This window comes from Oceanobacillus sp. CFH 90083 (assembly GCF_009389585.1).
Lineage (GTDB): Bacteria > Bacillota > Bacilli > Bacillales > Amphibacillaceae > Oceanobacillus.
On record NZ_VIYG01000001.1, the window covers coordinates 179,250 to 193,628 of the forward strand.

11 protein-coding genes are annotated in these 14,379 nt (G+C 39.4%); 2 read left to right on the plus strand and 9 right to left on the minus strand.

Annotated elements, in window-relative coordinates; genetic code table 11:
- Positions 1-31: 31 nt before the first annotated feature.
- The 4 genes from lpdA to FLK20_RS00985 all read right to left on the minus strand — a co-directional run bounded on the left by lpdA (position 32) and on the right by FLK20_RS00985 (position 5,954).
- Positions 32-1,453: a dihydrolipoyl dehydrogenase gene (lpdA, locus tag FLK20_RS00970; protein WP_152654691.1), complete on the minus strand. Its 1,422-nt coding sequence runs from the start codon at positions 1,451-1,453 to the stop codon at positions 32-34.
- Positions 1,454-2,548: a butyrate kinase gene (buk, locus tag FLK20_RS00975; protein ID WP_152654692.1), complete on the minus strand. Its 1,095-nt coding sequence runs from the start codon at positions 2,546-2,548 to the stop codon at positions 1,454-1,456.
- A 116-nt stretch (positions 2,549-2,664) separates the two neighbouring features.
- The gene (locus FLK20_RS00980; protein WP_152654693.1) at positions 2,665-3,759 is read right to left on the minus strand and encodes a Leu/Phe/Val dehydrogenase; all 1,095 of its coding nucleotides are present in this window, start codon (positions 3,757-3,759) and stop codon (positions 2,665-2,667) included.
- A gap of 152 nt (positions 3,760-3,911) precedes the next feature.
- The gene (locus FLK20_RS00985; RefSeq protein WP_152654694.1) at positions 3,912-5,954 is read right to left on the minus strand and encodes a sigma 54-interacting transcriptional regulator; all 2,043 of its coding nucleotides are present in this window, start codon (positions 5,952-5,954) and stop codon (positions 3,912-3,914) included.
- 194 nt (positions 5,955-6,148) lie between these two features.
- Between FLK20_RS00985 and FLK20_RS00990 the strand changes: the two genes are divergently transcribed.
- Together FLK20_RS00990 and FLK20_RS00995 are read left to right on the plus strand one after the other, a co-directional pair.
- The gene (locus tag FLK20_RS00990) at positions 6,149-6,382 is read left to right on the plus strand and encodes a DUF2627 family protein (RefSeq protein ID WP_152654695.1); all 234 of its coding nucleotides are present in this window, start codon (positions 6,149-6,151) and stop codon (positions 6,380-6,382) included.
- Between the two features lie 363 nt (positions 6,383-6,745).
- Complete coding sequence (locus FLK20_RS00995; protein ID WP_152654696.1) at positions 6,746-8,143, plus strand: aspartate kinase; 1,398 nt, start codon at positions 6,746-6,748, stop codon at positions 8,141-8,143.
- A 696-nt stretch (positions 8,144-8,839) separates the two neighbouring features.
- Here FLK20_RS00995 and glnA read toward each other — a convergent pair.
- The 5 genes from glnA to spoVK form a co-directional block, all read right to left on the minus strand.
- Positions 8,840-10,177 (minus strand): type I glutamate--ammonia ligase, encoded by a 1,338-nt coding sequence (glnA, locus tag FLK20_RS01000; RefSeq protein WP_152654697.1) that lies wholly within the window; start codon positions 10,175-10,177, stop codon positions 8,840-8,842.
- 86 nt (positions 10,178-10,263) lie between these two features.
- Positions 10,264-10,671: a MerR family transcriptional regulator gene (locus FLK20_RS01005; protein ID WP_152654698.1), complete on the minus strand. Its 408-nt coding sequence runs from the start codon at positions 10,669-10,671 to the stop codon at positions 10,264-10,266.
- Positions 10,672-10,786: 115 nt separating this feature from the next.
- A complete protein-coding gene (locus tag FLK20_RS01010) occupies positions 10,787-12,028 on the minus strand; it encodes a methionine gamma-lyase family protein (protein ID WP_152654699.1) in 1,242 nt (413 codons plus the stop codon).
- 3 nt (positions 12,029-12,031) lie between these two features.
- Positions 12,032-13,273 (minus strand): GTPase HflX, encoded by a 1,242-nt coding sequence (gene hflX / locus FLK20_RS01015; RefSeq protein ID WP_152654700.1) that lies wholly within the window; start codon positions 13,271-13,273, stop codon positions 12,032-12,034.
- A 51-nt stretch (positions 13,274-13,324) separates the two neighbouring features.
- A complete protein-coding gene (gene spoVK / locus FLK20_RS01020; RefSeq protein ID WP_152654701.1) occupies positions 13,325-14,236 on the minus strand; it encodes a stage V sporulation protein K in 912 nt (303 codons plus the stop codon).
- Positions 14,237-14,379 lie beyond the last annotated feature (143 nt).

Below are 14,379 nucleotides of genomic sequence, written 5' to 3' on the forward strand. Positions count from 1 at the left end.
ATATTTCCCTCCTTCAGCCATTTCATATACTTTATCCATGAATTTGTATTCCATCGACTGCCAGCGCTGCTTCACCGATAACTTCTGACAAAGATGGGTGCGGATGAATTGTCTGACCGATCTCCCATGCCGTTGCATCCAATATTTTTGCTAATCCTGCTTCTGATATCATATCTGTCACATGTGGACCAATCATATGAATCCCTAATAAATCCTGTGTCTTTTTATCGGTAATGATTTTGACAAAACCTTCCGTCTCTCCATAAACCAGCGCCTTACCAACTGCTTTAAAAGGAAACTTGCCAGTAACAGTCTCATAGCCTTGTTCTTTTGCCTGCTGCTCTGTGAAACCAACACTTGCAGCTTCTGGATTCGCGTATATACAGCTTGGTATTGCCTGATAATCTATTTTCTCTATATATTCATCGGCCATATGACTAACTGCAACCATTCCTTCATGAGAAGCCACATGAGCAAGCTGCATCCCGCCGATAACATCTCCAACAGCGTATATATGTGATTCCTTTGTCTGGTAGAATTCATTTGTTTCAATCGTATGATTCGAAATTTGGATATCTGTATTCTCAATCCCGATATTTTCGATATTTGCTTTTCTTCCAACGGATACAAGCAGTTTATCCGCTTCAAAACGTTCTGTTCTTTCACCAATGGCTGCTTCGATTGATACACGGCTATTTTTTTCTAATGTATCTGCCTTTACATTGGCTCCTGTTATAATTTTTATGCCTCGTTTTTTGAGCTGCTTTTCCATCTCTTTCGCAACATCTTTATCTTCTGCCGGCAAAATTTGCTGTTGAAATTCTAATACAGTGACATCGACTCCAAAATCATTGAGCATGGATGCCCATTCGATGCCGATAACACCGCCACCGACAATAACGATGGAAGAGGGTAATTCTTCCATTTCCAATGCTTCATTAGAGCTTATTATATATTCCCCATCAAAATCTAAACCGGGTAATGTATTGGGACGTGATCCGGTGGCAATTAAGACATTTTTAGGAAGCAGCATGTCATTTTCATTTCCGTTTTCATATTCTACAGAAATCGTGCCGGGCATAGGTGAAAAGATACTTGGTCCAAGGATACGGCCAAAGCCTTGATAGACATCAATCTTTCCTTTTGTCATTAATCCCTGAACACCTTTATGCAACTGCTCAATAATTGCATTTTTCCTGTGCTGCACCTTTGTAAAATTCAAGGCTGGTTCATTTACCTCAACACCGAATGCATCGGCCTTTTTGGTTTGCTGGTAAACTTCTGCACTGCGAAGTAATGCTTTGGATGGGATACACCCTCTATGCAAGCAGGTGCCTCCTAATTCAGATTTCTCTACTATTGCTACTTTCATATTTAACTGACTGGCACGGATGGCGGCAACATAGCCGCCTGTTCCGCCTCCTAAAATGACTAAATCATACTCTGTTGCCATTTAATTAGCCTCCTCTGCAACATATATCTTTACTTCCTGAGGATGTTTTAAAGCTTCTAAAACCCCTTCATTCATCGCTTCTAAATCATTTTTACCCGGAAACACCAACACATCAGCAATCCAATTTATCCTTGGAATGATGGTATCAATCACAAAATCATTTTCATTAATTTTCCCGGTAAAAATAATCCCGTCTACTTCCCCATTTAATACCGTGCTCATCGCCCCGATTTCTTTGGCAATCTGATAGGCCTGAGCCTCTATCACTTCTTTTGTATACTGGTCTTCTTTCATCAGCCTGGAACGGATAATAGATGGATCCTCTGTATGCAAATATGCTTTTACCCCTCCAGCCTGTTGAATATGGCTCCATAGAAAATCTTCATCATCACGGTACTGCTCAGATAAATACGTCAGGAAGCCTTTTAATGGAACACTGCCAGACCGGTCAATCGTAAAAGGCCCTTCCCCATCAACACCATTCGTTACGTCGATAATTTTGCCCTGCTGATGGGAGGCAATGGTAATTCCTCTTGCAATATGAATGGAAATAAGCTTTAACGAGCTATATACCAAACCCATTTGTTTAGCTGCAATTCTGCCGGCATGCCGATGATTCAGTGAATGAAAGATACTTGCTCTCTCTATTTCCGGAATGCCGGTATATTTTGCAATTTTCTGCATTTCATCTACTACGGGCGGATCTACAATGTATGCTTGTATGTTTAAATTCTCGGCAATTTCATAAGCTAAAACAGCTCCCAAATTCGATATATGCTCCCCGTAGGCATTTGTCTTTAAATCATATAGCATAGCTTCATTGACTTGATACGTTCCACCGCTAATCGGCCGTAGTAGTCCGCCCCGTCCGCATACACTTATGAAGCGGGATGTATTCATGCCATCCAAATCCAGCTGTTCAAAAATAGCCTGTTTTCTATAAGCAACCTGATCGATCAGCTGTGCAAAACGATGCAATACCTCTTCATCGTGAGCGATTTTCTGCTGATATAAGAGATGATTCCCTTCAAAGACACCGATTGTGGTGAGATACAAGTCGGGGTAGATAACTAAAACACGACCAATCTGATTCACAAAATAACCTCCATTATTTCGCTTTCCTGTCCTTTTACCACAGTGCAACAGACATAAGCGAGGGATAAAAGACCTCCACTTTATCGCATTAAAAGGAAATGCCTGCAGCTGTTCTATTACCTACGATCTAGAATATTTCGCTCATTTGTAATAAACTGACTGCGAGAATGCAGCTTTGCTTGAATTCTTTCTTCTGCAAGGCGGTCAGCGGCAATATATGTTGGTACCTGATCGCGATTGGAAATGGCAAAGACCTGCTCCAGGTTTTTGTAAATACGCTGCACATTATGCAGTGCCCGATCACGATTGTAACCAATTAGTTCATCAGCAACATTGATTACCCCACCGGCATTAATGACATAGTCTGGTGCATATAAGATTCCTTTCTGATGCAGCATATCGCCGTGTTTTTGACTCTGTAACTGATTATTGGCAGATCCTGCAACAACTTTCGCTTTTAGTCTGGGAATCGTATTATCATTTATGGTTGCTCCCAGTGCGCAAGGGGCATAGATATCGCACTCCACATCATAAATATCATCCGGGTCAACAGCTTCTGCATGAAAATGATGCTGTGCACGCTTTACGGCATCTTTATTTATATCAGTAACAATAAGTTTGGCGCCTTCTTCATGCAGGAATTCACATAGGCTGTAGGCAACACTTCCCACGCCTTGAACAGCAATAACTTTTCCTTGTAAAGATTCTGACCCAAAAGCTTCTTTTGCTGTTGCCTTCATTCCCTGATAAACTCCCAGAGCTGTAACAGGTGACGGGTTTCCGGATACTCCGCTATAAGAGGACACTCCTGTCACATAATCCGTTTCAAGCGCAATTTGATCCATATCTGACTCCGTAGTTCCAACATCTTCAGCAGTTATATATCTGCCATTTAAGCTTTGGATATAACGACCAAATGCACGGAACATTTCCGGGTTTTTATCCTTGTTCGGGTCTCCAATAATAACTGTTTTTCCACCGCCCAGATCTAACCCGGCAGCAGCATTTTTATATGTCATTCCGCGCGCTAAACGCAGCGCATCCTCAACAGCTTCTGCTTCTGAATGGTATGTCCACATTCTCGTCCCGCCCAATGCCGGTCCTAATGTTGTGTCGTGAATTGCAATAATCGCCTTTAGTCCTGATTGTTTATCCTGACAGAAAAGCACCTGTTCATAATCGTATTGTTCTAAGTAATTAAAAATTTCCATGATAACCCCTCCAATAATAAATCTAAATCATCCTTAAGCTTTTTTATCTATCTCATTGATAAATGCATCATAAGGTTTTTGAATATGCTACAAATAATGCAATAATCACTAGCTGCTGCTTCCATATAGCTTACCATGCAAAATATTGCAGGTTATTCAATCTGGTATTTTTCAAGCTTATAATACAGATTGCGGACGGAAATTTGTAAAGCTTTTGCTGTCTTCGTTTTATTTTTATTACATTGCAGATATACTTCCTGCAAATATCTTTTTTCATAACGATCCAGTGCTTCCTGCAATTTTAGCGGCTCGCCCGCCTGCACGATATCTTCGTTTGCTGTCATTTTCTTTGACTGCAATTCTGGTAAGTGAGATACCTCAATTTGTTCCTCCATATTGCCAATAAATATCATGGCGTGGCTGATTACATTAGCCATTTCTCTGACATTTCCCGGCCAATGATATGCCATCAGTTTTTCCAAAGCTTCATCAGATATGCCTTGAACATTCTTTCCATATTCTTCATTAAGCTGATAAATAATATGTTCTATTAACACTGGAATATCCTCTTCCCGCTCTGTTAACGATGGAATAGATATTGGAAGCTTATTTATTTGATAATAGAGGTCTTCACGAAATTTCTTATTCATCACAGCCTTCTCTAAATTAATATTCGTCCCGGCAATCACTCGGACATCAACAGGAACAGGAGCTGATGCTCCAACAGGAGTGATTTGGTTCTCCTTCAGCATATCAAGTAGCTTCTCTTGAATAGATAAGGATAATTCACCAATTTCATCAAGAAAGATACTTCCATTGTTTGCCTGTTCAAACAATCCTTCTTTTTTGGTTAACTGCCCTACATCCTCTTCTATCGAACCAAACAGCTCTTTTTCTAGCACAGGCTCTGACAATGCGGCGCAATTAACACGGATAAATTTATTAAATTTCCGATCACTTTCATGGTGTATAGCATGCGCGAATAACTCTTTTCCGGTCCCCTTTTCTCCCCTCAGCAGAACCACTGCCGGTGTTTTTGCACCTACTTTTGCCTGCTCTAAAGCAAGCTTCATTTCTGGGGAATGACCGATAATATCATCAAATGTATATCTCGCTTCTAAATTACGGATTATCTGCCTGGCTCTTTTTAACTCTTTTGTCACATATTGTAATTCACTGACATCATGAAGTACTCCGACACTGCCTTTCATTTTTCCTTGAACAATAATTGGCGCAACATTCACAATAACATCTTTCCTTGCAGGTCCAACCTTCATATGTACTCCACGAACAGCACGTCGGGTTTTTAAAACCTTCATATGCACACTATCCCCTTCAGAGATATCGACTGTTGCCGGCTTTCCAATTACTTCCTCTTCTGTTAAGCCTGTTATTCTTGTATATGCAGGATTAATAATCAGACCCTTTCCATGCTCATCGACAACGCTGATAGCCTCGTCAGAAGATTTGATGATGGCTTCCAGCATCGTTTTAATTTCATTTAAATCGGTATTTTCCTCAGCTAGTTGGACTACCTCCGTAATATCCTTAAAGACAGCGAAAGCACCGACCAGATCCCCCGATTTATTAATAATTGGTATCCGTGATGCAATTACTTTTTTCCCGTTGTCTAAAATCGTCTTTTGATTTAATTCTTTTCTCTGACTTCTTAAAACATGCGGCAGGCGGCTTGTCTTCAGCAATTCTCTTATATGCTTTCCTTTGTAATCTCTTTCTTTTTTGCCAAGAATTTGTTCTGCACGCCGATTGAAAAGCTGCACCTGTTCATTTTTGTTAACAACAATCATACCATCATTCATATGATTTAAAATTAATTCCAGTCGGCTTGCCTGCACCTTTACTTCATCTGTTAAAACGGTCTTCTCATGAATTAATTCATAAATGATATTTGCAACAGAACCGGGAATAATAATTGTTTTTCTTGGAAATAACGCAAGCATTTTTTCAAATAAGGCTTCTTCGCCTGTTACATTGACGACAATATCAATATCATGGTGAACCCAATCTTTCCACTCTGTACTTGTATGAATATTCATTTCTTTCGCCAGCTTCATCGCAGGAGCATCCTGATCCTTGTCAACAATTGCACAAATTTTCATGCGTTTTGTTTCTTGAAACAGACGAAATAATGCTGTACCGCCTTTACCAGCGCCAACTATCAGAATTTGCTTCATACTTTTCATCCACCTTGAATTTATTTGCACAGTTTCATCATACGATACCATGCATAATTTAGCAAATGAATTCTATTTCTATTTTTCGACTTAGTTTGGTATACTTATGTTGCATTTAAAGAATACAATCTGCGACAAATATAGATAAATTTATTAGGTGGCATTGAAAGCAAATGTAAAGGAGTACGAATTTTATGCAGAGAAATCTCGCTTTAATCATCCTGTTTATTCCGGGAGTAATCGCAGCTTTTGGCATTAAGTTAATGCGCGATACACTATTTGATACGTTCTATCCTATTTTTATTTACGGAAGCATTCAATTTGTTGCTGGTTTACTGATGTTTCTCGGAGGCTTGCTGTTTCTTGGCGGTTTTATCGTCTATAGAGACAGAAAAAAACGCCATCAGGAAAAGAAATCGGCAAGCTAAAAAATCCTGTTTTTATTATAGAAGCAGGATTTTTTTGTTTTACTGAAAATGAAACTTGATTTAGACGGCGGTTTTTCCTGATAAATTTTGGGTTGAACCAGCAGGGGCTGTAGACTAATTATCCTTATTCAAATAGAAAATACGAATTCAGGTTTTTTCATTAAAAACAAAAATGATACATTTTGTATGTATCCCAGAAAATGAAAACGGTATCTTCGCTATTTTCCTCTCTTTTTTTCATTTCCCCCCTTTAATTTAACAGAAAATATGTTATATTAGTAAAAATAAAAAATACCACGCACTAAAATCTTCGTAACTAATAACTAGTTTATTGTGGGAATTTTGAAATGGGGTATCATGTAAATGAAAGTAGCAAAATTTGGAGGAAGCTCCGTAGCAAACGCAACACAAATAAAAAAGGTAGCAAATATCATTCAGTCTGATTCCTCCCGAAAGGTGATTGTTGTATCTGCACCGGGTAAGCGTTTCTCGGATGATGTCAAAATGACCGATTTATTAATTGAGCTTTGCTATGCGAAACAGCGGGATCAGGATTATGAAGGATATTTACAAAAAATCATGGCTAGATTTCAAGAAATTATTGATGATTTAGAGCTTGACCATCATATTTTAGATGATATTCAGCAAACGATTGAAAAATATATTCAGTTTGATATATCACCTTTGGCGCAGCTCGATGCTTTAAAATCAGTTGGCGAAGATAGTTCCGCTAAAATAGTAAGTGCTTATTTAAAGCATTTAGGCTTAAATGCAAGCTATGTTAATCCAAAAGAAGCAGGTATTTTTGTAAGTAACGAGCCGGGAAATGCTCAATTACTTCCTGAGAGCCTTCCTATTATCTATAAACTTCGGGAGCGTGAGGGTGTATCCGTAGTTCCTGGATTCTTTGGTTATTCCGCTGATGATGATTTAGTAACATTTTCACGAGGCGGGTCGGATATTACAGGGGCTATTCTGGCAGCCGGCACAAAAGCAAGCTTATATGAAAATTTCACAGATGTTGATTCTGTTTTTGCGGTAAACCCGAATTTCGTCAAAAATCCAAAAGATATTACGGTATTAACTTATAAAGAAATGCGGGAACTTTCTTATGCAGGCTTTTCTGTTTTTCACGATGAAGCACTTATTCCGGCATTCAAAGAACAGATTCCTGTTTGTATTAAAAACACAAATAATCCGGATGCACCTGGAACGATGGTTGTCGCAGAAAGGGATGCAACCGATCAATGCGTTGTCGGTATCGCGAGTGACGTCGGGTTCTGCAGTTTATATGTAAGTAAATTTTTAATGAACCGGGAAGTTGGTTTTGGAAGGAAGCTTTTAAATATATTCGAGGATGAAGGTATCTCATTTGAACATACCCCTTCTGGAATTGATGACATGTCTGTTATTTTCAGAGACCATCAATTTACACCGGAGAAGGAAAAAGTGGTTATTGACCGGATTCGTAATGAATTGAATGTAGATACTGTCAGTGTTCATCGTGATTTAGCCATGGTTATGGTCGTAGGAGAAGGATTAGAGAATACCATAGGAGTTGCTGCTAAAGCGACGGCATCTTTTGCTAAAGCTGGTGTTAATATTGATATGATTAACCAGGGCTCTTCCGAAGTATCGATGATGTTCGGGATTCATGCTGTTGATTTGAAAAAAGCGATTCAATCCCTGTACAAAGAATTCTTCACAGAGGATGAATCGAATTTAACATTTCCTCCTGTATCAGCAAGAGGACAGCAATAATTGCTGAGCACCGGATTATTAAAAACTAAGGCTGTCACCAAGCTTTTAAGTGACAGTCTTAGTTTTTTTACTTTCATCAAATAAGTATATCCGTCAAGTGACGGGCATCGATACGAGGACCATATCAACTGTTCGGCATCCGGTGATTTTTAATGAAACAAATTCTATCCGTCAAACGTATAACACCTAACTACTAACAGAAAAGGTGTTTTATTTATGAAGACCACCCAGAAAACTATCTCGTTGTTTGCAATATCTTGCATGTTAGCAATTATTGCCGGCCCTTTGGGATTCATTTAGAAGCTATTCTGGAAAACTGGTTTGGGTATTGTGAACAGCATCCCCAATCAAAAAATAGGACTGTAATACAACTTGCTGAATTTGCCCATTATAAAAGTTATTATCTCATAGCAAAAATTCTGTTCTGAGCTAATAGTGCCTACTAAAAAAAGTGCCAACCGGTGTTTATGTTGGAACAAGTAACCACGTCCAGGTCCAGTCCCAACGAAAAAAAGCAAAATTCGCCGCTTATCATTAGAGCGGTTTTTAAACAACCTCTAATGATAAAATAATAGAAAATAAAGGCAGATATAAAACAAGCCTACGCGAGCTGAAAAATGACGGATATCATATGGGTGCTAAAAACCTAGCTCCATTTGATATCCGTCATTTATAACTTATAGTAACATTTTCAGCCTAATAGTTTGTTAAATACTGCTCACGTTCCCAAGGATGTACGGTGGTGCGGAACATATCCCATTCAATATCTTTTGCCTCAATGAAGTGCTCAAATAAATGCTCTCCCAGAGACTCAACAAGTATCTCATCCTGCTCCAGATAGTTCATTGCTTCTTTCAATGTAGATGGTAAATCTTTCACTCCGTTTTCTTCACGTTCTTTTTTATTCATGACATAAATATTGCGGTCAACAGATTCTGGAACTTCTAATTCTCTCTTAATTCCATCTAATCCGGAAGCCAGCAAAACAGATAATGCCATATATGGGTTTGCTGCTGGATCAACACTGCGTACTTCCACACGTGTACTCAGTCCACGTGAGCTGGGAATACGAACTAAAGGGCTGCGGTTAGATGCAGACCATGCTACATAACAAGGAGCTTCATATCCTGGCACCAGACGTTTATAGGAGTTAACAGTTGGATTGGTTATTGCCGTAAAATTCGTTGCATGATCAATGATTCCCGCAATAAACTGGTACGCCGTTTTACTTAATTGCAAGTCCGCTTTCGGATCAAAAAATTTATTTTCATTTCCATTGAACAAGGACATGTTGACATGCATTCCAGAACCATTTACGCCGAATAAAGGCTTTGGCATGAAAGTTGCGTGTAAATTATGCTTTCTCGCAATTGTTTTAACCACTAGTTTGAATGTTTGAATATCATCTGCATGTTTTACTGCATCTGAATACTTGAAATCAATTTCATGCTGTCCCGGAGCAACTTCGTGGTGGGAAGCTTCAATCTCAAATCCCATTTCTTCAAGTTCCAGCACGATATCACGCCGGCAGTTTTCGCCTAAGTCTGTAGGAGCTAAATCAAAATAGCCGCCATGGTCATTTAATTCTAAAGTGGGCTCTCCTTTCTCATCCAGTTTGAAGAGGAAGAACTCTGGCTCTGCACCAATATTGAAAGCATCAAAACCTAACTCCTCCATTTTTTTCAGGTTGCGTTTTAAATTATAACGTGGACAACCTTCGAATGGAGTACCGTCTGGATTGTAAATATCACAGATAAAGCGTGCTACCTTTCCTTTTTCCGAAGTCCAGGGAAATACGATGAATGTATCTAAATCAGGATATAATAACATATCTGATTCTTCAATACGTACAAATCCTTCAATACTCGATCCGTCAAAAGCCATTTTATTATCTAATGCTTTGTTTAACTGGCTTAAAGGAATTTCTACGTTTTTAATTGTTCCAAGCATATCCGTAAACTGCAGGCGGATAAATCGTACGTTCTCCTTCTTAATCTGTTTTTCAATTTCTTCTCTGGTTAACTTCTCAGCCATTTGTTCTCCTCCTAAAAATCTTTGATAATATGAAAAGAAAGCTTGCAATACGGCAGCATTGCAAAAGCCATTCTTTTTAACCTGTACTAGCGTTTCACAAAGAAACGAGCTAATTCCCCTTGTCTCATACTTGCTTTACCATATCTGCCGGCTTCATTTAATTCGTTTTTAAGAATGGCTCTAAGCTCTTTGTCAGATAGATTAGCTGGCGTTTTTTTCTCTTTCTTTGGTGTCTCTGCCGCCATTTCTTTTTTTTCTTCATCCAGCAGCAGCTTAATCCCCGCCATATTTAATCCCTTGTCTAAAAGATCCTTAATCTGAAGCAATTTGTCCACATCATTAAATGAGAAAAGACGTTGATTTCCTTTTGTCCGTTCCGGAGTAATTAAATCATTTGCTTCGTAATAACGAATTTGCCTCGCAGTAAGTTCGGTTAATTTCATTACGATACCTATAGAGAATAAGGGCATTGAACGACGGTCTTTATCATTCAAAAGATGACCCCCTTCTTGTTATGATATATTTAGTATAATGGATGTCAGCTTTAATGTCAATCAAATGTTAGATTTGTTAACATTAAAAATTCACCTATCCATGCTTCCCTGCTTCCTAAGAAATAAACCCTTGGTTTTGTAATGTTTTTACAGCCTCTACCACAGCAATTTTAACATGCGTATAGGTTAAGCCGCCTTGAACATAAGCGGTATACGGGGCGCGAATTGGTCCGTCAGCTGATAATTCGATGCTTGCGCCTTGAATAAATGTTCCCGCTGCCATAATAACCTGATCCTCATAACCAGGCATTCCACTTGGATAAGGTGTTACATAGGAATTAATGGGAGAGCTTTTTTGAATGGACTGACAAAAAGCTATCATCTCTTCCGCTTTTTTAAAGGTAACTGTTTGGATTAAATCCGTTCTTTTTTCTAAATAGGAAGGAGTTGTCTGAAAACCCGCCAGCTCTAAATATCTCGCAGTAAAAAGCGCTCCTTTTAAAGCTTCTCCTACTGTATGCGGAGCCATAAAGAACCCTTGATACATTTCCTGAAGCATGCCAAGAGAAGCTCCGGTCTCTTTACCAAGCCCTGGAGCTGTCAGGCGGTTAGCGCATAAATGGATTAAATCTTTACGGCCAGCAATATATCCTCCAGCTCGTACCAGTCCGCCGCCAGGGTTTTTAATAAGGGAGCCGGCAATCAGGTCTGCGCCAATATGTAAAGGTTCTTGTGTCTCCGTAAATTCCCCATAACAATTATCGACAAATACAATGACGAACGGATCTATCTCCTTTACAAATGCAACCATCTCTTTTATTTCATTTATCGTGAAGGAAGGTCTTGTTCCATAACCTTTTGATCGCTGGATAGCAATTACCTTTGTTTGTTTTGTCCAGCTTCTTTTTATCTCTTCAAAGTCAACCTTACCCGCTTCTGTTAAAGCAACCTCCCGATAACCGATTTGAAAATCGGCAAGTGCTCCTTCTTCTTTGCCGGGCTTTCCGATTACCTCTTCCAAGGTATCATATGGATGACCCGTAATATAGACCAGCTCATCCTGCGGGCGCAGTATACCAAAAAGAGCGGTGGTAATAGCATGTGTGCCTGATACAATCTGCGGACGTACCACTGCATCCTCTCCACCAAACACCTCGGCATATACTGCTTCCAGCCCTTCTCTGCCTAAATCATCATACCCATAGCCTGTTGTTCCCTGCAAATGTGCATCGCTGATCCGATGCTCTCTAAATGCGTTAAGGACACGTCTCTGGTTCTCCTCTACAATTCCTTGAATATACTGATGACCTTCTGCGCAATCTTTTTCTGCTTGTATAATAAGTGACTCTGCTTGCATTTTTTACTTCTCCTCTACATAACGGTGAAATGGATGATTTTTTCGGACATAGCCTTGAACGTGAAATTGATTGGTTTCTTCTATCAGTTCTTTTTTTATTACTAATACATTTGACTGGAGCTGATATAACACATCTCCTTCACCCGAATCTAAAACAATGTCAAAGAAATCCCATTCATCTTTTAACACTTCTTCTATTTTTATTAATAATGATCGTAAATCCGCTTCCTCTAATGCACTGATTTGAATGTTAGGGAATTGATTCGCTAAAAAGAAATCTGCTTCCAGCTGGTCCTTTTTATTATAAACCGTTAAGACAGGAAGATTTCCGGCATCTAATTCTTTTAAAAGCTTACGGACTGTTTCTTGCTGCTGCAATAAATCAGGATCTGAAATATCCACCACATGCAGGAGAAAATCTGCTTCTGCCACTTCCTCCAAAGTAGATTTAAATGCAGCAATAAGTGCTGTCGGCAAATCTTGAATAAAGCCAACTGTATCTGTCATTAAGCTTTTTAAGCCGCTCGGGAATTGCAGGCGGCGTGTGAGCGGATCCAGCGTCGCAAACAACTGATCTTCTTCGAGCGATTGGCTGTTTGTCAGTCTGTTAAATATGGTTGATTTTCCTGCATTCGTATAACCGACAATTGCTATTTGGAAAACATCATTGGATCGCCTACGCTTCCGGTATTGATCACGCTGCTTTACAACTAATTGCAAGCGGCGTTTAATATCATAGATTCTTCTTTCAATATGCCTGCGATCCGTTTCTAATTTTGTTTCCCCTGGACCTCTCGTCCCAATCCCGCCGCCCAGTCTGGACAAGTTTGCTCCCTGTCCATGCAAACGAGGAAGCAAATACTCCAATTGCGCCAATTCCACTTGGAGCTTCCCTTCCTTTGTCTGTGCACGCATTGCAAAAATATCCAATATTAATTGACTCCGATCCAGGACACGAACACCCAAAGCATCTGCTAAATTACGAATTTGACCAGCAGATAACTCATTATTAGCTACCACTAAATCAATTTTCTCTGCTTCAACTATCCGGGCCAGTTCTTGAAGCTTTCCTTCGCCGATATAGGTCGCCGGATGGATACGTTCACGATTTTGCGTGATAACCCCCTGCACCTGCCCCCCAGCAGTTTTACACAGAGAAACAAGTTCATCTAAAGAAGACTGAAAGTGACGCTCTGATTTCCCGGATAGATTAACTGCAATTACGAATACATTTTCTACTGTCATAGCTTACCTCTTTCTAAAAATAGTTCTCACCATCTATCATACCCATTATTTCTATTCTAGCAACAAATCCTCCTCTGTTAAAACAATTAAATCTTTTGAAGCGATTTGATCCGAGGTAAGCAATCGGATCGCTTGCATACGGATTGCCTTTTCAATGACATTTCGCACATATCTTGCATTCGAAAAATTAAAAGGTTCTTCCCGCAATTTTCTTGCTAAATGATTACGAAGCTTCCATTCTGCCGGTTTTGATAATTGATATTGCCTTTCCCCCAGCATACGGTTCCCTATATTTAATAATTCATTAACAGAGTAATCATCAAAATCTAAAATAAAGGGAAAGCGTGATTCAAGTCCAGGATTCATAGAAAGGAAGCGTTCCATTTCCCGGGGATATCCGGCAAGGATCAGCACGATATCTTCCCGTCCGTCCTCCATATGTTTTACAAGTATATCAATTGCTTCTTTGCCAAAATCCTTTTCTCCTCCTCGTGACAGGGAATAAGCCTCATCAATAAATAAAACGCCGCCCATCGCCTTTTGGATAAGAGCTCTTGTTTTTTGCGCTGTCTGCCCGATATATTCACCGACTAAATCTGCGCGTTCTACCTCCATAAAATGCCCTTTGGAAAGGATATTCAGCTGATAATAAAGCTTAGCCAGCTTCCGGGCTACAGTTGTCTTTCCAGTCCCCGGATTCCCTTTAAATAACATATGAAGAACCTGTTTTGTGCTTTTTAATCCTTGCTCCTTACGCTTTTCATTGATAAGAATGCTTGCATAAATCTCCTTAATAGAAGTTTTCAAGTCATCTAAGCCGACAAAAGCTGCAAATTCTTTATCGATCATTTCAAGCGGCGAATGTCTTTGTTTTTTTATACGGAGCTCCTTGCTGGGTTGCGACGTATTCTCATGTAAGATGATATTAATACGACCGTTTTTATACCCTTCTGCCTGTGCCAATTCTCCATCACCCCTTATTCATTAACAATATACGCAGACAGCTGAAAAGGGGTGACAGATGCCCATGGATTTGTGATAGGTTATGTAATTATTTTTTAAAAGAAATTGCTTTTTCTCCATTTTGTTAAATAAATACGCATCCT